The sequence below is a fragment of the Streptomyces sp. NPDC048389 genome (assembly GCF_040706335.1).
In the GTDB taxonomy this organism is placed as follows: Bacteria; Actinomycetota; Actinomycetes; order Streptomycetales; family Streptomycetaceae; genus Streptomyces.
On record NZ_JBEZKP010000035.1, the window covers coordinates 50,610 to 75,697 of the forward strand.

16 protein-coding genes and 2 pseudogenes are annotated in these 25,088 nt (G+C 70.5%); 7 read left to right on the forward strand and 11 right to left on the reverse strand.

The genetic code is table 11. From position 1 onward, the window contains the following. Positions 1 to 15 precede the first annotated feature (15 nt). From AB0903_RS22765 to AB0903_RS22775, 3 genes are all read left to right on the forward strand, one after another. Positions 16 to 1,944 (forward strand): fumarate reductase/succinate dehydrogenase flavoprotein subunit, encoded by a 1,929-nt coding sequence (locus tag AB0903_RS22765; protein ID WP_366705521.1) that lies wholly within the window; start codon positions 16 to 18, stop codon positions 1,942 to 1,944. Further along, positions 1,941 to 2,711 (forward strand): succinate dehydrogenase/fumarate reductase iron-sulfur subunit, encoded by a 771-nt coding sequence (locus tag AB0903_RS22770; RefSeq protein WP_366705523.1) that lies wholly within the window; start codon positions 1,941 to 1,943, stop codon positions 2,709 to 2,711. Before AB0903_RS22765 ends, AB0903_RS22770 begins: the two co-directional genes overlap by 4 nt. Before the next feature lie 361 nt (positions 2,712 to 3,072). Next, the gene (locus tag AB0903_RS22775) at positions 3,073 to 5,166 is read left to right on the forward strand and encodes a TPM domain-containing protein (protein WP_366705550.1); all 2,094 of its coding nucleotides are present in this window, start codon (positions 3,073 to 3,075) and stop codon (positions 5,164 to 5,166) included. Positions 5,167 to 5,549: 383 nt separating this feature from the next. Here AB0903_RS22775 and AB0903_RS22780 read toward each other — a convergent pair whose 3' ends face one another. The 5 genes from AB0903_RS22780 to AB0903_RS22800 all read right to left on the reverse strand — a co-directional run bounded on the left by AB0903_RS22780 (position 5,550) and on the right by AB0903_RS22800 (position 10,721). Beyond that, the gene (locus AB0903_RS22780) at positions 5,550 to 8,132 is read right to left on the reverse strand and encodes a SpoIIE family protein phosphatase (protein WP_366705525.1); all 2,583 of its coding nucleotides are present in this window, start codon (positions 8,130 to 8,132) and stop codon (positions 5,550 to 5,552) included. Between the two features lie 146 nt (positions 8,133 to 8,278). Next, the gene (locus AB0903_RS22785; RefSeq protein WP_366705552.1) at positions 8,279 to 8,695 is read right to left on the reverse strand and encodes an ATP-binding protein; all 417 of its coding nucleotides are present in this window, start codon (positions 8,693 to 8,695) and stop codon (positions 8,279 to 8,281) included. A 134-nt stretch (positions 8,696 to 8,829) separates the two neighbouring features. Further along, complete coding sequence (locus AB0903_RS22790) at positions 8,830 to 9,249, reverse strand: (deoxy)nucleoside triphosphate pyrophosphohydrolase (protein WP_366705527.1); 420 nt, start codon at positions 9,247 to 9,249, stop codon at positions 8,830 to 8,832. A 93-nt stretch (positions 9,250 to 9,342) separates the two neighbouring features. Beyond that, positions 9,343 to 9,522: an SPOR domain-containing protein gene (locus tag AB0903_RS22795; protein ID WP_366705529.1), complete on the reverse strand. Its 180-nt coding sequence runs from the start codon at positions 9,520 to 9,522 to the stop codon at positions 9,343 to 9,345. A 446-nt stretch (positions 9,523 to 9,968) separates the two neighbouring features. Beyond that, a complete protein-coding gene (locus AB0903_RS22800; protein WP_366705531.1) occupies positions 9,969 to 10,721 on the reverse strand; it encodes a GntR family transcriptional regulator in 753 nt (250 codons plus the stop codon). A 238-nt stretch (positions 10,722 to 10,959) separates the two neighbouring features. On the opposite strand from AB0903_RS22800, the gene AB0903_RS22805 reads away from it, so the two are divergent. Further along, entirely contained in the window at positions 10,960 to 12,327 is a 1,368-nt protein-coding gene (locus AB0903_RS22805; protein ID WP_366705533.1) for a glycoside hydrolase family 18 protein, read from the forward strand. A 234-nt stretch (positions 12,328 to 12,561) separates the two neighbouring features. On the opposite strand, the gene AB0903_RS22810 is transcribed toward AB0903_RS22805, so the two are convergent. Beyond that, positions 12,562 to 14,145 (reverse strand): S8 family serine peptidase, encoded by a 1,584-nt coding sequence (locus AB0903_RS22810; RefSeq protein WP_366705535.1) that lies wholly within the window; start codon positions 14,143 to 14,145, stop codon positions 12,562 to 12,564. 191 nt (positions 14,146 to 14,336) lie between these two features. On the opposite strand from AB0903_RS22810, the gene AB0903_RS22815 reads away from it, so the two are divergent. After that, positions 14,337 to 15,425: a pyridoxal-phosphate dependent enzyme gene (locus AB0903_RS22815; protein ID WP_366705537.1), complete on the forward strand. Its 1,089-nt coding sequence runs from the start codon at positions 14,337 to 14,339 to the stop codon at positions 15,423 to 15,425. A 1,146-nt stretch (positions 15,426 to 16,571) separates the two neighbouring features. On the opposite strand, the gene AB0903_RS22820 is transcribed toward AB0903_RS22815, so the two are convergent. Further along, positions 16,572 to 17,900, reverse strand: a complete 1,329-nt coding sequence (locus AB0903_RS22820; RefSeq protein ID WP_366705539.1) for a class I SAM-dependent methyltransferase — start codon at positions 17,898 to 17,900, stop codon at positions 16,572 to 16,574. A gap of 208 nt (positions 17,901 to 18,108) precedes the next feature. Next, positions 18,109 to 19,630 (reverse strand): annotated as a pseudogene (locus AB0903_RS22825) (SulP family inorganic anion transporter). 402 nt (positions 19,631 to 20,032) lie between these two features. Here AB0903_RS22825 and AB0903_RS22830 point away from each other — a divergent pair. After that, positions 20,033 to 20,428 carry a MerR family transcriptional regulator gene (locus AB0903_RS22830; protein WP_366705541.1) on the forward strand — a complete coding sequence of 132 codons (396 nt, stop codon included), beginning with the start codon at positions 20,033 to 20,035 and terminating at the stop codon, positions 20,426 to 20,428. A 296-nt stretch (positions 20,429 to 20,724) separates the two neighbouring features. Here the strand turns inward: AB0903_RS22830 and AB0903_RS22835 are convergent, their stop codons facing one another. Beyond that, positions 20,725 to 21,783 (reverse strand): acyltransferase family protein, encoded by a 1,059-nt coding sequence (locus tag AB0903_RS22835; RefSeq protein WP_366705554.1) that lies wholly within the window; start codon positions 21,781 to 21,783, stop codon positions 20,725 to 20,727. Positions 21,784 to 22,269: 486 nt separating this feature from the next. On the opposite strand from AB0903_RS22835, the pseudogene AB0903_RS22840 reads away from it, so the two are divergent. Then, a pseudogene (locus AB0903_RS22840) lies at positions 22,270 to 22,473 on the forward strand (6-phosphofructokinase); the annotation flags it as partial. Between the two features lie 233 nt (positions 22,474 to 22,706). On the opposite strand, the gene AB0903_RS22845 reads toward AB0903_RS22840, so the two are convergent. Further along, complete coding sequence (locus AB0903_RS22845; protein ID WP_366705542.1) at positions 22,707 to 23,822, reverse strand: glycosyltransferase family 4 protein; 1,116 nt, start codon at positions 23,820 to 23,822, stop codon at positions 22,707 to 22,709. A gap of 14 nt (positions 23,823 to 23,836) precedes the next feature. Beyond that, entirely contained in the window at positions 23,837 to 24,256 is a 420-nt protein-coding gene (locus tag AB0903_RS22850) for a hypothetical protein (RefSeq protein ID WP_366705544.1), read from the reverse strand. Positions 24,257 to 25,088: the final 832 nt, after the last annotated feature.

The window sequence follows — 25,088 nt, forward strand, 5'->3', positions numbered from 1 at the left end:
AGAGGGAAGGACCCGATGACCGGACTCGAACGGCAGCAGTGGGACGTCGTCGTCGTGGGGGCGGGCGGCGCCGGCCTGCGCGCCGCCATCGAGGCGCGCGAGCGGGGCGCCCGTACGGCGGTGATCTGCAAGTCCCTGTTCGGGAAGGCGCACACGGTCATGGCCGAGGGCGGCATCGCCGCGTCCATGGGCAACGTCAACGCGGGCGACAACTGGCAGGTGCACTTCCGCGACACGATGCGCGGCGGCAAGTTCCTCAACCAGTGGCGGATGGCGGAGTTGCACGCCCGTGAGGCGCCCGACCGGGTGTGGGAGCTGGAGACCTGGGGCGCGCTTTTCGACCGCACCGAGGACGGCCGGATCTCGCAGCGCAACTTCGGCGGCCACGAGTATCCGCGCCTCGCGCACGTCGGCGACCGCACCGGACTCGAACTGATCCGCACCCTCCAGCAGAAGATCGTCTCGCTCCAGCAGCAGGACGAACGCGAGCTCGGCGACCACGAGGCCGGCCTGAAGGTCTTCCAGGAGTGCACGGTCACCCGGGTTCTGAAAGACGGCGGCCAGGAGGACGACGGCCGGGTGTCCGGGGTCTTCTGCTACGACCGTGAGACGGGCCGCTTCTTCGTCCTCGAGGCCCCCTCCGTCATCCTGGCGACGGGCGGCATCGGCAAGTCGTTCAAGGTCACCTCCAACTCCTGGGAGTACACCGGGGACGGGCACGCCCTGGCGCTGCTGGCGGGCGCCCCGCTGGTCAACATGGAGTTCGTGCAGTTCCATCCGACGGGCATGGTCTGGCCGCCGTCGGTGAAGGGCATCCTCGTGACCGAGTCGGTCCGCGGCGACGGCGGGGTGCTGCGCAACTCCGAGGGCAAACGGTTCATGTTCGACTACGTGCCCGACGTCTTCAAGGAGAAGTACGCGCAGTCGGAGGACGAGGGCGACCGCTGGTACCAGGACCCGGACAACAACCGCCGTCCCCCCGAGCTGCTGCCGCGCGACGAGGTGGCACGTGCCATCAACGCCGAGGTCAAGGCGGGCCGCGGCTCCCCGCACGGCGGGGTGTTCCTCGACGTCTCCACCCGGATGCCGGCCGATGCCATCCGGCGCCGGCTGCCGTCGATGTACCACCAGTTCAAGGAACTGGCGGACGTGGACATCACGGCGGAGGCCATGGAGGTCGGCCCCACCTGCCACTACGTGATGGGCGGCATCGCCGTCGAGTCCGACACGGCCGCCGCCCTCGGCGTCCCGGGACTGTTCGCCGCCGGTGAGGTCGCCGGCGGGATGCACGGCTCCAACCGCCTCGGCGGCAACTCGCTGTCCGACCTGCTCGTCTTCGGCCGCCGCGCCGGCCTCCACGCGGCCGAGTACGCCCGGCGCCTCCCGGCACGGCCCGTCGCCGACGAGACTCAGATCGACGCTGCGGCGGCGGAGGCACTGCGCCCGTTCAGCGCGGAGGGCCAGGAGGACGGACGGACGCCGGAGAACCCGTACACGCTGCACCAGGAACTCCAGCAGACGATGAACGACCTGGTCGGCATCATCCGACGGGCGGGCGAGATGGAGCAGGCCCTGGAGAAGCTGGCCGAACTGCGGGTGCGGGCGAGCCGCGCGGGGGTCGAGGGCCACCGGCAGTTCAACCCCGGCTGGCACCTCTCCCTGGACCTGCGGAACATGCTGCTGGTCAGCGAGTGCATCGCACGGGCGGCGCTGGAGCGCACGGAGAGCCGCGGCGGTCACACCCGTGAGGACTGCCCCGGCATGGAGCGCGAATGGCGCCGGACCAACCTGGTGTGCCGGCCGGCCCCGGCCGGCGACGATCCGGCGAGCGCCCGGATCGAGCTGGAACGGAAGACGACAGAGCCCATCCGTGCCGACCTGCTCGCCCTCTTCGAGAAGGAAGAGCTGGTCAAGTACCTCTCCGAAGAGGAGCTGACCGAGTGAGTGCGTACCGAGCCCACTTCAGGGTCTGGCGGGGTGACCAGGACGGCGGCGGCCTCAAGGACTTCACCGTCGAGGTGAACGACGGGGAGGTCGTCCTCGACATCATCCACCGCCTCCAGGCCACCCAGGCGCCCGATCTCGCCGTCCGCTGGAACTGCAAGGCCGGCAAATGCGGATCGTGCAGCGCCGAGATCAACGGCCGGCCGCGCCTGCTCTGCATGACCCGTATGTCGGTCTTCTCGCGGGAGGAGACGATCACGGTCACCCCGCTGCGCGCCTTCCCCGTGGTACGGGACCTGGTCACCGACGTCTCCTTCAACTACGCCAAGGCCAGGGAGGTCCCCTCGTTCGTGCCGCCCCCCGGGGTCGCGGCCGGTGACTACCGGATGCAGCAGATGGACGTGGAACGGTCGCAGGAGTTCCGCAAGTGCATCGAGTGCTTCCTGTGCCAGGACACCTGCCATGTGGTGCGCGACCACGAGGAGAACAAGCAGCCCTTCGCCGGTCCGCGTTTCCTGATGCGGGTGGCCGAACTGGACATGCACCCGCTGGACGCGGCCGCGGAGACGGGCCTCGACCGCAGGACGACGGCGCAGGACGAACACGGGCTCGGCTACTGCAACATCACCAAGTGCTGTACGGAGGTCTGCCCGGAAGGCATCAAGATCACGGACAACGCGCTGATCCCGCTGAAGGAACGGACCGCGGACCGCAAGTACGACCCGCTGGTGTGGCTGGGCGACAAGATCAGGCGCCGGGAGAGCTGACGCACGGGCAGCGCCCATACCTGCTCGGCCTTGATCGCCGAACCGGTCGAAATCCACGGGCTGCGGCCCACCGGGTGTTACGGCCGAGTCCGTCTCCCGTGGCCGAGTCGCACGCAGCGTCACCGCCCCGGCCGGCTGTGGAACGGGCACGAACGGCGCGGGCGCGAGGACGACTCTCTCGGACCGCGTCAGCCGAGGGGATGTCCGCCACCGTCGGACGAGGGCTGCCACCCGGACTCGTTGCGGCGTGCCCCGTTCTGTCGTCGATCCCCATGCGATGCAGGACCGCTGCCGGGTGGGCACGGTTCCGGACCGCGTCGGGTCGCGGCGGGCCGGAGCGCGACTTAGCCTCCGAAATGTGATGCGAACAGCCGCCCGGATCCTTCTCGCCGTGCTGACGGCGGCCTGGTGGCTGGTCGCGCCCGCCGCCGGCCCCGTCACGGCCGACGACCCCCCGGACCTGTCCCGGCAGGGCCGGATCACCGACCGGGTGGGGGTGCTCGGCGACCGCGAGGCGCAGGTGTCCGGGGCGCTCGACCGTCTCTACGAAGAGCAGCGGCTGCAGCTCTTCGTCGTCCATGTGTCCGGCTTCTCCGGCCGCTCCCCCCAGGACTCGACCGCTGCCACAGCCGCCAGGAACGGGCTGGGGCGGGAAGACGCCCTCCTCGCCGTGGCCACCGGGGACCGGCAGTACGCGTACTGGGTCGACGACGCCTCGCGCCTGACCGGCGCCCGGTTGGCGGAGGTCGCGGCGACGGCGGTGGAGCCCGCGCTCCGGGAGAACGACTCGGCGGGCGCGGCGATCGGCGCCGCCGGTGGCTACGGCGCGGTGCTGTCCGGCGAACCCGTACCGAGAGTGAACACCGCCCTCGGCGAGGTCGACCCGGACCCGGGCGGCGACGGTACGGTCGGGGGTGACCTGGTCCTGCCCATCGTGCTGCTCGGAGCCGCCGGCGCGGTCGCCGCGTACGCGTACACCAAACGCAGGCGCCGCACGGCCACCCGCACCACTCCCCGGGGCGGCCAGGAGGGCTGGGGCCCGCCGGGGCATCCGCCGCTCCCCGCGCTGGACGCGAAGGCCGAGCAGGCGCTCGTGGACACCGACGACGCGGTACGCACCAGCCGCGAGGAACTCGGCTTCGCGGCGGCCCAGTTCGGGGACGAGACGGCGCGGCCGTTCCAGGAGGCGGTGGCGTACGCACAGAAGGAGCTGACCGCCGCGTTCCGGCTGCGCCAGCAGCTCGACGACGCATACCCGGAGGACGACGCCACCCGGCGCAGGATGCTCGAAGAGATCGTCGCCCGCTGCTCGGAGGCCAATCGCCGGCTGGATGCCGAGTCCGAGGACTTCGACCGGCTGCGCGCCCTGGAGCCGAACGCACCTCAGGCCCTGGCCGCCGCCCAGGCCGCCTTCGAGGACGCCGAGGGCCGCGTCGTCAGCGCCGAGGCCACGCTCGGCGTGATGCGCGAGCGGTACGCGGTCTCGGCCGCGGCGCCCGTCGCGGACGACGTGGAACAGGCCAGGGACCGGCTGGAGTTCGCTACGACCAGTCTCGGCCGGGCCCGGGAGGCCGTCGAGGCGGACGACAACGGTCGGGCCGCCGTGCAGGTGCGGGCGGCGGAGGCGGCCGTCGCCCAGGCCGCGCAGCTGATCGAGGCGGTGGACCGCCGGGCGCGGGAACTGGCGGAAGCGGCCGGGAAGCTGCCGGGCGCGCTGACCGACACGGAAACGGACCTGGCAGAGGCGCGCGGCCTGCTCGAAGGGACGACCGAGGAGGGCACGTCGACCGCCACGCTCCAGGGCCGGATCGCCCGCGCGGAGGCCGTGGCCGCAGAGGTGCACGCGGCGACGGAGACCGGTCCGTACGACCCGATCGACGCGCTGCGTCGGGTGGAGGAGGCCGACGCCGGACTGGACGAGGCGCTGGCCGGGGCCCGGGAGCAGGAGCAGGGCACGCGGCGCGCCCGGGCCCTGCTGGACCGGGCGATGCTCGGCGCGCGCTCCGGCATCGGCGCGGCAGCCGACTACATCAGCACCCACCGCGGCGCCGTCGGCAGCGATGCCCGGACCCGGCTGACGGAGGCGCAGCGGCGGCTCGAGCGCGCGGAGACGCTGGCCGGGGACGACGAGGGGAGCGGCGGCGATCCGCAGACCGCGCTTGCGGAGGCGCGGCGGGCGGACTGGCTGGCGCAGCAGGCGCAGAGCCTCGCGGAGCACGACGTACGCGGGTTCGGCGGTGCGTACGCGCCCGGCGGTGCGAGAGGAGCGGGCCGTGCGGGGGGCGGTCTCGGGGGCGCGGTGCTGGGCGGGATCCTGCTCGGCGGAATGCCGGGCGCGGACCGGGGCGAAGGCCATGGCGGTGTCGCCGGCGGACCGGGCGGCGATTTCGCCGGGGGGCCCGGCCGCTTCGGTGGCGGTGGCACGCGGGGGCGGATGGCCGGCGGCCGGTTCTGACGCGTGTGCCGCACTCCGTGCGGCGGTTTCGTACTCCGGCGTTCCCGTCCGGAGCTTGTCCCCTGCCCGCCCCCCGGGCTCTTTCCCCTGACTCTTCCCGGATCCGGGCTCTGCCCCTACCCGGACCCAGGGCTTCTCGGGCCCGCCCCTACCCGGACCCGGTACCGCGCTTCGCGTGGTGTCCTCGAACGCCGGACGGGCTGGTTTCGCGCAGCGTCAGCCCCGCCGGGAGCACCTCCCACGGCCGCCAAGCCGTAGAGGAAGCTTGCGGCACGGGGGCCGGGTGCCGGGTGCCGGGTGCCGAGCACCGGGGGCAGAGCCCGCCACTCGGCGGAACCGCACATCGGTACAGCGGGAAGGGGCGGGTGGGGAGACCGCCCCCGTCAGAACATGCTCAGCAGCTGCTCCACCGTCGGTTCCGCCGACCCCCCGCCGTCCGGCAGCGCCAGCTCGAACCACACCGTCTTGCCGCGCGGCGTCCGCCGCGAGCCCCAGGCCGCGCTCAGCAGGCCGACCAGTTGCAGTCCGCGTCCGCCCTCGTCCGTGTCCCGTGCCCGCCGGCGCCTGGGCTGTACGAGGCCCGCGTCCCACACCTCGCACACCAGGGTCCGATCCTGCAGCAGCCGGAGCCTGATCTCGCCCTCGCCGTACCGCAACGCGTTGGTGACGAGCTCGCTGACGAGCAGTTCCACCGTGTCGACCAGGGCTTCGAGGCCCCAGGAGGTGAGCCGGCCGCGGGCCAGTTCACGCGCGCGACCGACGGAGCGGGGCTCGCGCGGCAGCCGCCAGTCGCCGACGGCCTCGGCCGGCAGGCCCTGTATACGGGCCATCAGCAGCGCGATGTCGTCCTCGCCGTGCCGGGTGTCGAGTGCGCCGAGCACGTGGTCGCAGACGTCCTCCAGCGGGCGGACGGGATCGGTGAGCGCTGCACGGAACGCCCGCAGCCCTTCGTCGAGCGAATGCTCGCGGGACTCGACCAGCCCGTCGGTGTAGAGCGCGAGGAGGGACCCCTCGGGGACTTCGACCTCCACTTCCTCGAAGGGCTCGCCGCCGACACCGAGCGGCATCCCCGGCGGCACGTCGAGCAGCAGCGCCTCCTCACCGGGCTCGACGAGCACGGGCGGCAGATGGCCCGCGTTGGCGAAGGTGCAGCGGCGGGTGACCGGGTCGTAGACCGCGTAGACGCAGGTGGCGAGATAGACCTCGGAGAGGTCCGCCTCGCGGGACGTGTGGGCGACGCGGGACGGGACGTGGGCACCGCCCGTGGGCCGTCCGGCCCTCACCGGGCTGCCGAGCCCGCGGGCGATCTCGTCGAGCGCGGAGAGCACTTCCGCCGGTTCCAGGTCCAGTAGCGCCAGCGTCCGTACGGCGGTGCGCAGTTCACCCATGGCGACGGCCGCCCTCAGTCCCCGGCCCATCACGTCGCCGACGACCAACGCCGTGCGGTGGCCGGGCAGTTCGATGACGTCGAACCAGTCGCCGCCCACCTCGGTCGCGGCGGTGCCCGGCAGATAGCGGCAGGCGATGTCGAGTCCGGCGGCCTCGGGGTCGCCGGGTGGCAGCAGACTGCGCTGGAGGATGAGGGCGCGCTCGTGCTCCCTTCGGTACAGGCGGGCGTTGTCGATGCAGACGGCGGCCCGGGCGGCGAGTTCGACCGCGAGCACCCGGTCCCGCTCCCCGAACGGTTCGCTGCCCTTGGTCCGGGAGAACTGCACCAGTCCGACGACGGTGTCGTGCGCCACCATCGGAACGGCCAGCGTCGACTGGACGAGGCTGCCGTCCTCCCCCGGGACCGTTTGGACGCGGGCGGTGCGCAGGGCTCCTGCGCACGGTGAGTTGAACGGGTAGCGGTGGACCTCTCCCACGGTGGTCGGGGGGCTTCCTTCTGGCGCGCAGCCGGGGGTGGTCATCAGGGGGCCGTCGGAAACGGCGCTGGCGAAGGCGACCCGCCGCAGTTCCGCGCTGCCGCCTCCGAAACTCTCCGAGCGGGCGGACCCCCACTGTCCGGGCGGTGCCTCGTCACCGGTGAGAAGCCCTTGGTACAGGTCTACGGAGGCGAGGTCGCAGAAGCCGGGGACCGCGACGTCGAGGAGTTCGCGGGCCGTGGTCTCCAGGTCGAGGGAGTTGCCGATGCGGGCGCTCGCCTCGTTGAGGAGGGCGAGGTTGCGCCGGGCGTTCGCGGCTTCCCGCGCGGCGATGTGACGGCGGGTGACATCGGTGCCGAGGCCGGCGACACCGACGGGCCGGCCGGAACCGCCGTGCACGCGGTAGAGGTTGACCGACCAGTGCCTGCGGTCCGTGCTGCCGGGTACCGTGCCGACGATCTGGAGGTCGGTGACGGACTCGCCGGTCTCCAGCACGCGGCGCAGGGCGGCGTCCATCCGCTCGGCTTCCGGGCGGGAGAGGTAGTCGTGGACCGTGCGGCCGCGGTGGTCCTCCGCGGCTCCGCCGAAGACGGTGGCGAAGCGCCGGTTGGCGCGCCGCACGGTGAGCTCGGTGTCGAAGAGCAGAAAGCCGAAGGGAGATTGGCCGAAAATCGCCTGCGATGCGGCAAGGTCGGACTCGATCCGGCGCAGCGCCCTGACGTCGACGACGATGCAGAGCGCGGCTTGTTCGCCCAGGGCCGTCCGGCTGGGCATCACATAGATCTCGGCGAGGCCGTGCGCCCGTCCCCCTCCGGGCATCCGGAAGGGGACGAGTCCCGTCCACTCCTTGCCGTCGAGGACTTCGGCGATCCGGCGGTGGCCCCGCGGACGCAGCTCAGAGGGCATGAAGACCTCGACCGGGTCCTTGCCCCTGACCTCGTCGGCGGTGATGCCGAACAGCTCCACGGCCCGGTCGCTCCACTGGTCGACCCGTCCGTCGTGGCCGATCGAGAAGGAAGCCACCTTGATGTAGTCATAGATCGAGCCAGGCGGACTGCTCTGCCACACGACATCGCTCGCCGTCTCAGGTATTTCGCTCACGCGACCGTCCCCTCCAGCTCACCCACCGGACCGGCCTTGACCGCAGTATTCAGCACTACGGCTCCCACCGACACGGCGTTCACGATCACAGAGAGGTCTCGTTCGTTTTGAGCCGACTCCGACGTGATCGTCGTCCCTGAGGTCTTCTAACCGGCCAGGGCCAGCTCGAACCACACGGTCTTGCCCGTCCTGCCGCGCCGTGTGCCCCAGCGCCGAGCAGAACAAGCCACCAGTTGGAGCCCGCGGCCGCTCTCGTCCTCGGAGCGCGCGGACTTCTCGACCGGGGGATCCGGGAGCGGATCGGAGACTTCGACCAGCAGGACGGGAGGTGGGTCTCCGCTCTCCGGCCGGAAGAGCCGGACGGTGATCGGACCCGGGGTGTAGCGCTGGGAATTGGTCACCAACTCGCTGACCAGGAGCACCGTCACATCTCCGACAGCGGCGTCCAGTTCCCATGCCCTCAGTGTGTCGCGGACGGCATGCCGGGCTGCGCGCACCACGTTCGGTTCGGCCGGAAAAGTCCACTCGGCGCATTCGCCTCTGGTGCCGATCACGCCGACCACTTCCCCGATCACCAGCGGAATCGTGTCCCATTTCAGGGGGTTAATCAGGGCATACCCCTTTTGCCGCTGGATTACCGTGCCCGACCACAATGGAGGCGCCCATGGCCCCAACGGCGCACAGCTCGCCGCACAGCTCAGCGACGCGCGCCCTCCCCGGCCCGCGCACTGCGAAGGCGCGCCCAAGCGGCGACCGCGGGCCGGTCCTGGTCGAGCCAGTCGACGGTGTCGAGTTCGCCGGGCGCGAGCCACCTCAGCGCGTCGTGGTCCTCCAGGGGGCTCGGCTCACCGGACACCAGCCGAACCGTCCACACCTGGAGCACGCATCCGGGCCGCAGCGTCCACTCGCCGGGGACGCGCTCAACCGGCTCCGTCTCGATGCCCAGCTCCTCGCGCAGTTCGCGCACCAGCGCCTGCTCCGGGGTCTCACCCGGCTCCTGCTTGCCGCCGGGGAGCTCCCAGCGCCCGGCGAGCTCCTCGGGCGCGCTGCGCCGTGCGGCGAGGAGCCGTCCCCTCTCGTACACGGCGCCGGCCACGACCACCACACGATCACTCATGCGCCGGAGCGTACTGCGCGCCGCAGCGCGTCCGGGCGAGCGCCCGGCCCGCCCGGCCCGAAGGCCGGACAGGCCGGCGCTCCGGCGGCGCCGTCAACGGGCCGTTCGGCCGATCCGTTCGACCCAGTAGAGCTGCTTGTGGCCGCGGCCGTCGAGCGAGTCCGCGATCTTCCGCGCCTCCGCCTCGGTGGCGTACCTGCCGACGCGGTAACGGTTGCCGTTGTCGTCCTGCCGTATGACGAGCCAAGGCAGGACAGCGCCGGTCTCGTTCATCGCACCCCTCCTTCGGCCCGCCCCAGTGTCCATAACGATCGCCAGGAAACCGCAGTATGCATATGCGAAAGCCTACGCCTGGCATTTACTGAGCGGATACGGGTTTTTACAAAGAGGCATGAAGAAGGGGGCGCATCCGGCCGGATGCGCCCCCTTCTTGATGCCGACGACACTCGCGGACTGCCGACATCGCTTGGCGACACCGGACTTCGGCCACCGACCGCGACGCTCACCGACCCGGACTTCGGCCACCGACCGCCGATGCCGCCGACTCGGACAGCGGCTGTCGGCGAGGCCGTCGCCCAACAGGCCACCGACCGGCCACCGATCACTCACTTCACCGGGCACCGGTCATCGGTCACCGACTCACTTCACCGGTCACCGACTCACTTCACCGGGCACCGGCCACCGACTCACTTCACCGGACACCGGCACCGGACACCGGCTCACTTGACCGGCAAGTGGTACGCGATGCGATAGCGGTCCGCCGGCACGACGACGTCCGCGGTCTCGACCGCACGCCCCGAGGCGTAGTACGTCCGCTCGATGACCATCACCACATGGCCCGGGACACCGCCGAGCGCGAGCAGTTCCTCCGCGAGACCCGGCCGGGCACCGACCTCTTCCACCACGTTGTCCACGACGACGTCGATGGCGGCCATCCGCTCCACCACACCGCAGCCCCCGAGCGGGCCCTCCTCGGGCAGCATGACCGGGGTGCGGCCGGTGACTTCGAGAGGCTCCCAGGAGGTGGAGAGCATCATCGCCTCGCCCGCGTCCCGGAAGACGTAGCGCGTACGCATCACACGGTCGCCGGCCTTGATGTCGAGCCGGGCGGCCACCTCCGGCGTCGCCGCCTCCTGCTCGCTGCTGGACTCCCAGGTACCCCTGGCCTCCTGCGCGGCCTGCTCCTGGCGGAAGGGAGTCGCGCCCGAAGGGGGCCGAAAGGCCGAGCGGGCGACCCTCCGAGGCACCGGCCGCTCGCGCACATAGGTCCCGGAGCCGGAGCGGCCCTCCACCAGGCCCTCGGCCATCAGGACCTTGCGGGCCTCGAGGGCGACCGTGTCGGAGACGCCGTACTCCTCCCGGATGCGGGCCTGCGAGGGGAGGCGGGTGTGCGGCGGCAGCGAGCCGTTCACGATCTTCTCGCGAAGATCGCTCGCGACGCGCAGATAAGCGGGCTGCTCACCGAATGTCACTGGCCACTCCCAACAGGTTGACAGACAGCAACAGCGTGGCAACCGTCGGTTGAACACCGCAAGCGTGGGCCAGAGTTTCACTCGAAGTGATGATTTGCCGCTGAGCAGAGGTTTATCGCCCGCGCGAGCCCCAGGGGTACCGGCAACCCTTGACCGCAATGGTCCATACCAATACGTTCCTGCGCACACGACACCGTTCACGGAACCTGTTTCCGGTACGCGCACAGGAATGAGTCCGATGCGTCGAAGAACTTTTGTCCGGACGGCCGTTGCCGTCTGCTCCCTCTCGCTCGTCGCCACTCTCGCCCCCGCGGCCGGCGCCACCGCCGCCCACGAACCCCGGCACGGCCACGGCCACGGCCACCAGAAGCAGTCGTACAAGCGCGTCGGCTACTTCACCCAGTGGGGCGTGTACGGCCGCGACTTCCAGGTCAAGGACATGGACACCAGCGGCCAGGCCGCGAAGCTGACCCACATCAACTACGCCTTCGGCAACATCGACGCAGAGGGCAGATGCTTCACGGGCAACATCCCCGGCGAGGCCGACGCCTGGGCGGACTACGCGCGGCCGCTGTCGGCGGCCGATTCGGTCGACGGTGTCGCCGACACTCCGGAGCAGCCGCTCGCCGGCAACTTCAACCAGCTCCGGGAGCTCAAGGCCGAGCACCCCGGCCTCAAGGTCCTCATCTCACTGGGCGGCTGGAGCTGGTCCACCCACTTCTCCGACGCCGCCCGCACCCCCGAGTCCCGCAGGGCGCTCGTCTCGTCCTGCATCGACCTGTACATCAAGGGCAACCTGCCTCTCGACGGCGCTCGCGGCGGCGAGGGCGCGGCGGCCGGTCTCTTCGACGGCATCGACCTCGACTGGGAGTGGCCCGGTTCTGCGGGCGACACGGACACCGTGTACCGCCCGGAGGACAAGGAGAACTTCACGGCACTGGTGCGCGAGTTCCGCACCCAGCTGGACGCCTACGCGAAGTCGCGGCAGAAGGCCCGGGGCGGCAAACGCAAGCACTACGAGCTCACCGCCTTCGTCCCGACCGCGCCGTCCAAGATCGACGCCGGCTTCGAGGTCCGGAAGATCATGCGGGACTTCGACTTCGTCAACCTCCAGGGCTACGACTTCCACGTCTCCGGCGAGAAGAACACCGCCCAGCAGTCCGCGCTGTACGCCCGAGGGGACTTCAGCGTCGACCAGACCGTCCGCGACTGGATCCGGCGCGGCGCACCGGCCCGCAAGCTGGTGGTCGGCATGCCGTTCTACGGGCAGGGCTGGACCGGCGTGACCGGCGGAGGTGACGGCATGAACCAGCCGGCGGCCGGGCCCGCGCCGGCGACCTGGGCAGCCGGATACGAGGACTACAAGGCCCTGAAGAAGCTCGCCGACTCGGGCGCGTACGAGGTCCACCGGGACCGGCGGAACGGGCACGCCTGGCTCTTCGACGGCACCACCTTGTGGACGTACGACGACCCGCGGGTGCTGCACGCCAAGACCGCGTACATCCGCCAACACCGTCTCGGCGGCGCGATGTTCTGGTCGCTGGACGGGGACACCGCGGACGGTGAACTGACGGCCGCGGTCGACAGGGGTCTGAACCGCCGCTGACGTGCGAGACGGCTCCCCGTCCCGGTCCGTCGCCGGGACGGCGGGCCGGGACGGCGGGCCGGGACCGGAGCATCGGGACCGGGGTCGCGAGCGGGCCGCCGGGACCGGACCCCCGACACGGGGCCGGGACCGGGCCGTCGGGACCGGGGTCGCGAGCGGGCCGCCGGGACGGCGAAGGGCGGCCGCGGGAGCGGCCGCCCTCCTTAGTGCTGCGCCGGTCACCGGCTCACGGGGTCAGAACTGCAGCGCCCAGGAGTCGATCTTCCCGGTGTCCCACCAGGCGTTGTCGCTGACACGCAGCTTCCAGGTGCCGTTGGCGGTCTCGGAGGAGGCGTCCACCGTGTAGGTGGTGTTGATGTTGTCGGCACTGCCTCCGGTGCCGTAGCCCTTCAGCGTGTACGCGGTGCCGTCCGGGGCGACGAGCTGGACCCGTAGGTCACCGATGTACGTGTGCTGGATGTTGACCGGCACGCTGAGGTTCGACGGCGCGTTGCCCGAGATGCCGGTCACGGTCACCGGCGACTCGACGGTGGAGTTGTCGTTGATCGCGTAGTCGGTGGTGTTCTCGAAGCGGTCACCGGTCGGCGGCTCGGGGTCGGTGCCCCCGGTGCCCACGTACAGCAGGCGGTTCGGCGAACCGCTGCCCGGGTTGCCGACGACACCGCTGGTGGCGGCCGACGTCAGGGCCGAGGAGACCTGGGCCGGCGTGGCGCTCGTGTTGTCCGCCAGGTACAGCGCGGCGGCGCCCGCGACGTGCGGGGCGGCCATCGACGTGCCGGAGATGGTGTTCGTCGCCGAGTCGCTGCTGTTCCACGCCGAGGTGATCGACGAACCGGGGGCGAAGACGTCCAGCACGCTGCCGTAGTTGGAGAAGCTGGAGCGGGCGTCGGAGCTGGTGGTGGAGCCCACGGTGATGGCCTCGGCGACCCGGGCCGGCGAGTAGTTGGAGGCGTTGGCGTTGGAGTTGCCGGCCGCGACGGCGTAGGTGACGCCGGAGGCGATCGAGTTGCGCACGGCGTTGTCGAGGGTCGTGTCGACGCCGCCGCCGAGGCTCATGTTGGCGACGGCCGGCTTGACCGCGTTCCGAGTCACCCAGTCGATGCCGGCGACGACTCCGGCTGTGGTACCGGAGCCGTTGTTGTCGAGGACGCGGACGGCGACGATCTTGGCCTTCTTCGCCACGCCGTACGCCGAGCCCGCGACGGTGCCGGCGACGTGGGTGCCGTGGCCGTGGCCGTCCTGGGCCGTGTTGTCGTTGTCGACGGCGTCGTAGCCGTACGTCGCGCGGCCGCCGAAGTCGCCGTGCGTGATACGCACGCCCGTGTCGATGACATAGGCCGTGACGCCGTCACCCGCGCTGTCCGGGTAGGTGTAACTCTGGTTCAGCGGCAGGGACCTCTGGTCGATCCGGTCGAGGCCCCAGGAGGGCGGGCTCGGCTGCGTACCGGAGATCGTGAAGACGCGGTTCTGCGCGACGGACTCGACGGCCGGGTCCGCGGCGAACTTCTTGGCCTGCTGTTCGGAGAGTTCGACGGCGTAGCCGTTCAGCGCGGCGGTGTACGTCTTCTTGATCTTCGCGCCGTACTCCGCGGCGAGGGCCTTGCCCGCCTTGGACTCGGCGTCGGCCACGGATTCGTCGAGGGTGACGATGTAGCTGCCGGGGACGGCGTTCGGAGCGCCGGCGTTCTGGATGACGCCTTCGGGTGACGGCTCGACCGCGACGGCCGGAAGAGCGGAGACCGTTCCGAACGCCAGGGCGGCGACGGCTATGGCGCTGACCGAAGTAAGTCTTCGCCGGGAATCACGCATCACTGACATGTGAGGGGTCCTCCTCATTGGTGGTGCGTTGCTGTGGGGGATGTCGGCAGGAGCATGACAAGAAACGCCGACGGGATCGCGGCGTTCCAAGTCCACCTACCGAGCGAAAGATTGACCGATCCATAGGAATCCCACAAGGGGTCCGACCATCAAGTAACAAGCACGGCACACGGATGCCATGCTGCCGAACCATGACGACCTATCACTGCCCGGACTGCGGAACCCGCGCACCGATCACTACCCTGACCTGGTGCTGTCCGGAGTGCCGGGGCCCATGGGACCTGGCTTTCACAGCCGCCCCCGTCCCCCTGGCCGCCCTGCCGGGCCGGGTGAATTCCCTGTGGCGCTACGAGGAGGCCCTGCCCCTCTCCGACCCCGCGGCGTCCCTCGGAGAGGGCCGCACGCCACTCGTGGACCTCACGCCGACCGTCTCGGCGAAGCTCGACTTCCTGACCCCCACGCTCTCCTTCAAGGACCGCGGAGCCGTCATGCTCGCCGAACTCGCCCGGCGCCTGGGACCACGCGAAGTGATCGCCGACAGCAGCGGGAACGCGGGTACCGCCGTCGCCGCGTACTGCGCCCGGGCGGGACTGGACTGCACCGTATACGTCCCCGAGGCCACCTCCGCCAAGAAGGTCGAACAGATCCGGGCACACGGCGCACGGCTGGAAATCGTCCCCGGCGACCGGGAGGCGACCGCCGTGGCCGCCCGAACGGCCGCCGACGCGGACGGCGTCTTCTACGCGAGCCACGTCCACAACCCGTACTTCCTGCACGGCACCAAGACGTACGTCTACGAGCTGTGGGAGGACCTCGGGGGCCGGCTCCCGGAGGCGGTCGTCGTCCCCGTCGGCAACGGCACCCTGCTGCTGGGAGCCGCCCAAGCGCTGTCCGAACTCCACGCGCACCAACTGATCGACTCCCGTCCCGCACTGATCGCCGTCCAGGCCGAGGCGGTGTCACCCCTGGCTGCGGCGTTCCACGCCGGCGCGGATGAACTCATCGACCACGGCCCCGCGCGGCCGACACTCGCCGAGGGCATCGCCATCCCGAGACCACCGCGGGCCCGTCAGATCCTGCAAGCGGTACGGGACTGGGACGGAACGTTCCTGACCGTCACGGAGGACGAGATCCGGACGGCCCAGCGCGATCTCGCCGCGCGAGGGTTGTTCGTCGAGTCGACGGGCGTGGCCTGCTGGGCGGCGGCCGGCGCATGGACGGACCGCACGGCGGTGGTACCGCTGTGCGGGGCGGGGCTGAAAACAGGTCTGGCGCCGTGACGCGACCGGTTCCTCGGCCATGACACCCTCTCAGGCCGGCCGGGCACCCGGCCCGGCGCCGGCGGCGGGGGACCGGCGCCCTTCGCCCGCCGCTCGCCGGTCGGGCCGGGGGCGGCGCGTCTCCCTCTCGTCAGCGTCGTGAGAGATGCGCGGCTGATCGCCGTCGCTTCCCTCGGGCCGCTCCCTGATCGGCGCCGACCTCGTGGAGGCCGTCACGCTCATCGCCGAACCGCCCTTCCGGCGCGACCTGGCGAAAGGCTTTTCGATCAGCGAGCCGGCATCGGACTTTCGGTCGGACCCCCCCGACTTCGACAGCGAGCGCGACAGTCTCCTGCGCGCCCTCGGACTCGCCCGCCATCTGCGAAGAGGAGGCTGCCGCCCGGCTGTCGGCCGTGGCCGCGCGCACGGTCCCGGACTACCTGCCGCATGTGCCGGACGACGAGCACCTGCCGTACGAGCCTCTTCTGGGCGGCGGGCCCGTGTGATCCGGGCCGGGTCGACCGATCGCGAGTGGCCTGTCCGGGCTGCCTGTTCAGCGTACGGACCGGCCGGTCGAGCACACGTGTTGGCTGGGAACAAACCCAACGCCCTTCCCGAGAGACACCTCAAGCCCGTCTTCGTCCGCGCACCAGTCCGCCCCAGCCCGCACGCTGACGACCGCGTCGCAAACCACGAACAACACATCCCCGTACCACAGAGACAGCTGATGACCTCGCCCCTCACCTCGACGAGCACCACCCCCGAAGTCCTGCAGCCGAGGACTCGAGCACCAATGAGAAGCCATCGCGGCCCCGGCCACGAACTGCGCCTGCTCGTCGACGCCACCGTCCGCACGGCGACTTCCGCAGAGGCCCTGCACCGCCTGACGGACGACGTTCGCGCCCTCACCGGACAGTTCGCCGGCCGCCGCCGCTCACCATCGGACATCTCCGAAGTGGACGAATTCCCCGGCGGCGTACGGAGAGGAGGGGCGCGAGGGAGATGCCGACGCCCCGTCGTCCCTGTCTCCGCGCAAGGACGATGCGGCGCCGGGGTCCGGCGGTTCACGGGCGTGCTCGCGGATCCGGACAACGCGTCATGGACCGCCTGTTCCCGGTCCACGGGCACCGCCCGCGGACGGCGGTCCTCCGGCGGGGCCGGACCTGGTCACGTTTTTGTGGCGCCGTACAGCCAGTGGCCGCGGGTGCGTGGCATCTTCGCGTTCCCGTCCGGGGTGGTGCGTACGGCGAGGATCTGGTTGACGCCGATGTTGTTCTGCTCGAAGGCGAGGGCGGATGCGGCCATGTAGAGGCGCCATACTCTGGCGCGGCCGGCGGTGGTGTGCTGGAGGGCTTGGGGCCAGTGCTTCTCCAGGTTGGTCACCCAGGAGCGCAGGGTAAGTGCGTAGTGTTCGCGCAGGGCTTCCACGTCGCGTACTTCGAATCCGGCGTCTTCGAGGAGCGCCGTGGTGGTGCCGACGGGTGCGAGTTCGCCGTCGGGGAAGACGTACCGGTCGATGAACTCGTCGATTTCGTAGGCGGCTTCATCCCTCAGCGGGCGGCGGGCGATCTGGTGGTTGAGGAGCCGCCCCCCGGGCTTGAGAAGTCGGTGCAGCGTCTCGGTGTAGAGGCGGAACTGAGGGGATCCGACGTGCTCGGCCATGCCGATGGAAGAGATGGCGTCGAAGGGGCCGTCGTCGATCTCCCGGTAGTCCTGGACCCGGATCTCGGCCCGGTCCGCGTACCCCGCCTCGGCGAGGCGCTTGCGGGCGAGGCCGGCCTGCTCCTCGGAGATGGTGACTCCGACCGCTTCGACCCCGTAGTGCTCGACGGCGTGCAGCACCATGGAGCCCCAGCCGCAGCCGACGTCGAGCAGCCGCTGGCCCCGCCGGAGTCCGAGCTTGCGGCAGATCAGGTCGAGCTTGGCCCGCTGCGCGTCTTCCAGCGTCGCTTCCGAGTCCTCCCAGTAGGCGCAGGAGTAGACCATGGAGGGGCCCAGGACCAGGGAGTAGAAGTCGTTGCCGACATCGTAGTGGTGGCTGATGGCGTCGCGGTCGCGGCGCAGGCTGTGCAGAGGGCCACGTCGGGAGACTGCCTCCTCGCGCGGCGGCGCCGGCGGCAGGGCGGGGCCGACCAGCGCGAGAGCCTCGGCTGCCAGCCGGAGGTTGTGGGGGTCGCGCAGTGCGCTGAGCGTGCGGAGGAGGGCCGGGCGCTTGGGTCCGGTCTCTCCGCGGCCCCAGACGAGACCGGACAGGCGGTCCAGCGCCTCGTACAGGTCACCCTCGACGTCGATCTCCCCGGCCACCCAGGCCCTGGCCAGCCCGAGCTCACCAGGCTTCCACGCCAGCCGGTGCAGGGCACGGCGGCCGCGGACCACGAGGACGGGACCGTCGGCCGGACCGGCCTCGCTGCCGTCCCAGGCACGCAGTCGCAGCGGCAGCGGCCTGCCCAGCGCCTGCTTCGCCATCTCTGACAGCCGTCCGGCTGCGTCAGTCATGATCCATTCCTCCTGGATGGTCCCAGCTCCCGCGACGTGTCACGGGAGCGGTGCTCGTGCGGGTTGTCCGCCCCTGCCGGCCTTGCGGTGGGGGTGGCGGGGACGCGGGCCGGCCCGGGAGTGGTCAGGGCTTGGTCCCAGGACCGGCCCGCGCGCCAATGGCCGCCCCTGCCCGCGGTCCGTGGTCAGCGGGGAGGGGCGGCCGGTCTCAGTGGCCGGTGGTGAGCTGGCCGGCCAGTTTGTCGTGCATTTCGGCGCTGGGCTTGTTCAGGCCGATGATGGTGACCTTCTTGCCGCGCTGGGCGTACTTGGTCTCTATGGCGTCCAGAGCGGCGACGGAGGAGGCGTCCCAAATGTGGGCGTCGGACAGGTCGATGACGACGTCGTCCGGGTCGTCCCTGTAGTCGAACTGGTAGACGAGGTCGTTGGACGAGGCGAAGAACAGCTCGCCGGTGACCGCGTAGACGACTTGGTTGCCGTCCGGGTCGACGACTCCGGAGACCTGGGCGATGTGCGCGACGCGCTTGGCGAAGATGACCATGGCGGTGATGCAGCCGGCGATCACACCGACGGCCAGGTTGTGGGTGGCCACCACGCAGACGACGGTGACGACCATGACCACGGTCTCGCCGACCGGCATCCGCTTCAGCGTCTTCGGCTGGACGGAGTGCCGGTCGAAGGTGGCGACCGCGACCAGGATCATCACGGCGACCAGGGCGGCCATCGGGATGGTGGAGACGACCGGGCCGAACACCACCACGAGCACGAGGAGGAAGACACCGGAGAGGAACGTCGACAGGCGGGTGCGGGCCCCGGCCGTCTTCACGTTGATCATTGTCTGGCCGATCATGGCGCAGCCTCCCATGCCCCCGAAGAACCCGGTGATCACGTTGGCGATGCCCTGACCGATGGACTCGCGGGTCTTGTTGGAGTGGGTGTCGGTGATGTCGTCGACCAGCTTGGCCGTCATCAGCGACTCCATCAGGCCCACGAGCGCGAACGCGAAGGCGTACGGCGCGATGGTGGTCAGCGCCTCCAGGGTGAAGGGGATGTCGGGCAGGCCGGGCACCGGGAGCGCGGAGGGCAGGTCGCCCTTGTCTCCGACGTTGGGCACCGCGATACCGGCCGCCACCGTGATGACGGTCAGGATGACGATGGAGACACAGGGGCGCCGGGATCACGGTGGTGATCTTCGGGAAGAAGACCATGAGGGCCAGGCCGCCGATGATCAGCGGGTAGACCGCCCACGGCACGTCCCGCATCTCCGGCACCTGGGCCATGAAGATGAGGATGGCGAGGGCGTTGACGAAACCGACCATCACCGAGCGCGGGACGAACCGCATCAGCTTCGCGACACCGAGGGCGCCGAGGACGATCTGGATGAGTCCGCCGAGGATGACTGCGGCGATCAGGTAACCCAGGCCGTACTCGTGGTTGAGCGGGGCGATGACCAGCGCCATCGCGCCGGTGGCGGCGGAGATCATGGCCTTGCGGCCACCGACGACGGAGATCACCACGGCCACCGTGAACGACGCGAAGAGGCCGACCGCCGGGTCGACACCGGCGATGATCGAGAAGGAGATCGCCTCGGGGATCAGCGCCAGGGACACCACCAGACCGGCCAGCACCTCAGTGCGGAAGACCTTCGGGGAGGCGAGCCAGTCGGGCTTGACCGTGTGCTTCGAGAAGCGGGCGCGCAGCTTGGGAACTGCGGTGAGCGGTGAAGACATGCAACCGTTTCCGTTCGGGCGCACACATCCACACTGGACGCACACGCACTTCGTACTCGACTCCGCACCAAGGGGCGGAGTCCCCGGCGGCCCGGCCTCGATGGGGGCCCTGCCGGTGAGGGGTGGCAGCCGAAGTGGGCGGCCGGTCGGGCGTCATTGCCCGGAAGTCCTGGGGCGCCGGGGGGCCTGGTCGGCCCTCGCTCCGGCGGGACCGCCCGTGCCGCAAACCGACAGCGCGGGCGCCCGCGTCAACGACTCTACCCTAACGTGAGGGCAGGGTGTGAAGTGTGGCTTATGAAATGCAGGTGAACCACCTTTGGGATCATGTGATGTGGCCCGCGTACGCTTGAGCGCTTCACATGTTCGAAATGCGGCGGTGGAACTGAAGGCGAAGGTGCAGCGATGACTGAGCGGCAGATGCAGATCGGCGAGGTGGCCGAGCGGACCGGCCTGTCGCTGCGCACGATCCGCCATGACGAGCAAGTCGGCCTCGCAGCCCCTTCCGCCCGCAGCAAAGGCGGCTTCCGTCTCTACACGGAAGCCCATACCGAACGCCTGACGGCGATCGGCCGGATGAAGCCTCTGGGCTTCTTTCTGGAGGAGACCCGGGAACTGCTCGACATCACCGACAAGCTCAAGGCGACCGACACGACCGGCAAGGAGCGCGAGAGCCTGCGGGAACGTCTGGAGTCCTACCGCCGAGTCGTCGATGCCCGGTGTGAGACGCTGCGCGCCCGTCTGGAAACGGCCGAAGACTTCGCCTCCGCTCTGTGCCGCCCATTCCCCACCGGCAGCTGACTTCCTCGCCTCCGCCACAAGCCTGCTGTCACGAAGGGCGGGGCGGCGGACCTGATCGATGCTCCGCGGGGGTCGCCACGCCGAACCGTCGACCGGGAAGGCGGATGGACCTGGGCCGGCCGCTCGTCGAGCCGAATCCAACGTTTGCCGATCCGAGCCCCACCTTCGCCGGCACCGTTCCGGAAACGGCACGCGTGGGGCGGAAAATACATCCTCGTCGAGATCGATGCGGTGATCGCGCCGCTGGGTCGCGCTCAGCTGCGGCTACCGGCGACGTCAGCGGGACTCGTAGAGGTCTACTCGGCCGGCCCCTTGCGGAATGCCCAGGCCATGTCAGGTTCGGTCACGCCGCGGAGGATGCGGCGCACCGGTGGGGTGCACATCAGGGTGACGGCTGTCGCGGCCATCAGTGAGACGGCGACCTTCCCGGCGGGTTCATTCAGCCAGTTGTACGTGTCGAAGACACCCGCGTACTCGGGCCACTTGATCGCGAAGCCGTGCAGCAGATAGCCGCAGATGGTCCCCGCGCCGAGCACGGTGAACCACATGCGACGGCTCGGCACCCAGGACAGGAAGGCGGCTGTCAGCAGCAGGGAGACGCCGAAGAGCACGAACGTCATGACGGGGCCGGCCCACCACGCGGCGTCCAACTGCTGGGCACTGTTCGTGCGGAAGAGCCAGCCGGTCTTCATGCGCGGCGCCACCCAGTACGCGAACGGCAGCGCACCGGCCATGAGCAGCAGGGCCGGCAACCGGACCTCACGCCGTCGCACGATCTCGAGGTATTCGGGCTTGAGGCACAGGCCCAGGACGAAGAACGGGAGGAACTGCAGCACACGCTGGAGATTGAGGTCGTCGCCGATGTTCGGGGTGAGTGACGCGAGGGCAGCGATGCCGAGTGCGACCGGCACCGGATGGCGCAGGAGGCGCCACAGCGGAGTCGTCAGCCGCCAGATGAACAGCGCGGCCAGGAACCAGGTGAGGAAGAACGGGTCCAGCAGGCTGATCGCATGATCGGGGGCGTCGTCGGCGTATCGCCTGAAGAGCGAGTAGGCAACCTCGAAGACGATGTACGGCACGGCGATGCCGGTCAGCAGGCGCTTGATCTGGTGGGGGCGGCCGGTGAAGCTGCGCGAGAGGTAGCCGCAGATGACGATGAAGGCCGGCATGTGGAACGTGTAGATGAACATGTAGAGCGCCTTGGTGGCGCGGCTGGTCTCCACAGCCTCCCAGGAGTGAGCCACCGCCACCAGCACGATCAGCAGGTACTTGGCGTTGTCCAGGAACGCGTCGCGCCGGCCGGGCGCGGAAGCCCGGCTTCGCTGCGGCTGCGGCTGCGGCTGTGGCTGCTCCACGACAGCGGCGGGCGACGACGACCAGGACACTTCCGACTCGACGGCACCCGCTGCCTTGCCGAGCCTGGTGCCGAAGCCGCCGGCGCCGGAAGGGTCGTTCACAACACTCTACTTTCGCGTGACAGTAGGGACCCAGCAGAGGAACCGACGCCGACGACACCAGGCACGAGGCCCTGGCGAGCGCTGCGAGGAAGCGGGACTCCGCGGCAGGGGCGCTTCGCCCGTCACTGGAGCGGCGGCGAAGGAGGCCCAGGCACTGTACCAGCAGCTTTACTTCCACTTTACGCAGAGTATGGATATGGGCCGCCCCCCACGTCATCCTGGCCGGTCAAGGTCCCGTGGTCGGCACGTTCGCCGAACCGCCCCCTGGCAGACCGAGGGCAACGTCCGCCGACCCTACCCGGGGGTGAGATTTGGCCGGTCCTGAGGCACAGGTTGCCACCGCTGGTCACGGATCCCGGTCAGGGCCTCGCCCTTGGCCAGCCGGGAGCGGTGGACGTCTACCGCCATGAGCGGTTCGCCGGCATCGCCCTCCAGCTCTCCGTCGAGCTGGCGGACCGCCTGGGCTAGGAGGCCCGGCCCGTGATCCTCGGCCCCGTCCAGCGCGGCGGCACCCCCACCGCGTACGACCGTGCCCTCGCCACCCGCTTCGGCTGGCACGCCGTAGAGGCCGCGCGCCGAGGCGGGTTCGTGGCGGCCCCGTAAGACGCTGCGGCAGGCGTACCGGCACCGACAAGGCGACGGCCCGAAGCTCGTTCGCCCGGCCCCCCGACAAACCGGTTGCCGGCCCCGCACCCGCCCGGCATCAACGGGACGTGAACAGCCGGTCCGGGTGGTGGCCAGCACGTCCGAGGCGGTCGTTTCACGTACCGGCGGCCGCCTGGGCCCAGGTCCGCAGGCCCGCGAGGCGGCCCGGGTGGCTGTCAGGGCGTGGGCGCCTCGGCGCGGTCCAGAAGCTGTTGCAGCTTGTGGTACGAGGTCTCCCAACTCCACCTTTCCTGCACCCACGCGCGCCCTGTGCTTCCCATGCCCGCCGGGTCGGTGAGTAGTTCGACCAACCGTTCGGCGATCTCGGCGGTGTCCTTGCCCCGAGTGAGGTACCCGTTGTGCCCGTGGAGGACGGCGTCCGGAGCCCCGCCCGAGTCCCCCGCGAGAACGGGGAGGCCGGCCGCGGCGGCTTCCAGGAACACGATTCCCAGCCCTTCGGGTTCCAGGCCCCCGCGACGGGTTCGACAGGGCATCGCAAAGACATCGGCTGCGGCGTAGAAGTCGGGCATCGCGCTGTGCCCGTGGCCGCCGGCGAAGACCACGGCGTCCTCGGGGAGCTCGCGGGCGAGGCGGCGCAGGGTGCCTTCGTACGGTCCGGAGCCGACGATGAGCAGGGTGGCGTCGGGGACGACGCGTCGGACCTCGGGGAGGGCCCGGATGAGGGAGTCCTGCCCTTTCCGGGGGACCAGTCGGGAGACGGTCAGGATCACGGGCTTGCCGCCGAGGCGGTACACGCGCCGGATCGCCGCGCCGTCCGCGTGCGGGTGGAAGTGGTCGGGGTCGACGGCCGGTGTGAGGCGGGTCAGGCGGGCCCGGGGACCGAGGGCGCCGGCCAGACGGTCGCGGGTGAAGGCGGTGAGGTAGGTGATGGTATGGACCTGGTCACCGATACGACGCAGGGCTTGGCGGGTGCCGGGAAGGGCCGCCCACCACACTTCGTGCCCGTGCGTGGTGGCTACCGCGGGAAGCCCGAGTCTGCCGGCGAGCAGCCCCAGTGGCGCTGCCGCACCGAACCAGACCCGGTCGCAGTCGTACCGGTCGATCAGTGCACGGGCACGAGTGGCGACTCGGGGCAGGGGCAGCAGGACCCGAGAGCGGTCACGGACGACGGGGAAGGGCACGGCGGCGTCAAAACTCTCGCTGTCGGGAGAAGAGGAGGTGTAGACGACCACCGAGTCGGGCGGAAAGCGGCGTACGAGTTCGTACACGAACGTCTCAATGCCACCTTGGCGTGGGGGGAAGTCGTTGGTGACGACCAGGGTCCGTGGCACGGAGGTTTCTCCAGTCAGTTGGGGTTGTGGATGAGCGGGGAGGGCGTCGGCGCGCCGCACAGACACCTGGCTTGTGCAGGGACGTCAGACGAACGGGCAGTCAGGGGATGGGCGCGTTCGAGCCAGCCGTGGGGGTGGCGAGTGGTCCCGTATCGCTCCAGGTCGCGGCGTACGGGAAAGCGCCGTCCGGAGTGGGTGGTGAGCCAGTCGCGGATGGCCGGTACGACCTCGGGGTCCATGCCCGGAGGGCACGGCTGCGGTACGTCGACAGTGCCGTCCTCGACGACCAGGCACTGGGCGCCGGCGGGAATGTGCGGGGACACGAGATCGGAGATGCCAGAGTCTGTGACTCCCTCAAGGAGGGTGATGTGCTCGGCGTAGCGCGGGTCGGCGTCCCGCAGGAGATCGCGCTCCCGCCCCAGCGCAAGATCCACTGATGACTCGGAAGCCTGCGGTGTACGGCGTAAGCGGTGAGGGTGCGCAGGCGGTCCCGGAACCACGGTGCGGAGCCGCCCAGGCGGGTTCCGAGCTCGATGACCACCTGAGTACGAGAGAGCCACAGCAGGTGCTCGATCACGCGCAGGTCCTCGGGGAACTTCTTGATTCGGAGGGCGGCGGGGACGCCGCGCAGATGCCGGCGTTCGCGCTCCTTCCAGTAACTGCGGCAGCCGCCCTTCGGGCAGGGCTCGTACCGGTGAGGGGGAGCGGCGCAAGAGGTCGGTGGTTCCTGCTCTGCGTGAGTGTTCACTCATGGTTCGGTGCCGACCTCCGGGTAGGGAACGAGGGCCGCCGCTCGGAGGAGCGATGTCTGGGGCCGTGGTGTTCGTGCGGTCGGCGCCGCTACGGTTCAACCAAACGGCGGAACAGGACCAAGGGCGTGTGCGGTGCCGCCTCGAAGTAAATCTACCCTAACGTGAGGGTAGCGTTTCCTCGGCCTGTGCTGGGCCTGAGCCGATCCTGGCCCTGCCACCTCGCCCTCATGACTTTGCGGCGACAGCGAACCCTGCGCCTCCCCTCGTGGCGAGAAGAGACCCGGGTCTGCCAAACGACCGGTGCAACCAGGGCGTTGGGGCTGCTCGCGGGCCGCGGAGACTCAGCGGTCGAAGGTGATGCCGAAGGCGCCCAGGGCGGCCTTCCAGCGTATGGCCCAGCGGGCCCGGCCCTTGCCAGTGAGTTGTGTGCATCGTGAAGTTGCAGGTCACGGGGCTGGTGTGCATGGGCTTCGGGGTGCTCGTGCTGGTCGGGGGCGTATGACTCCCGGCAAGA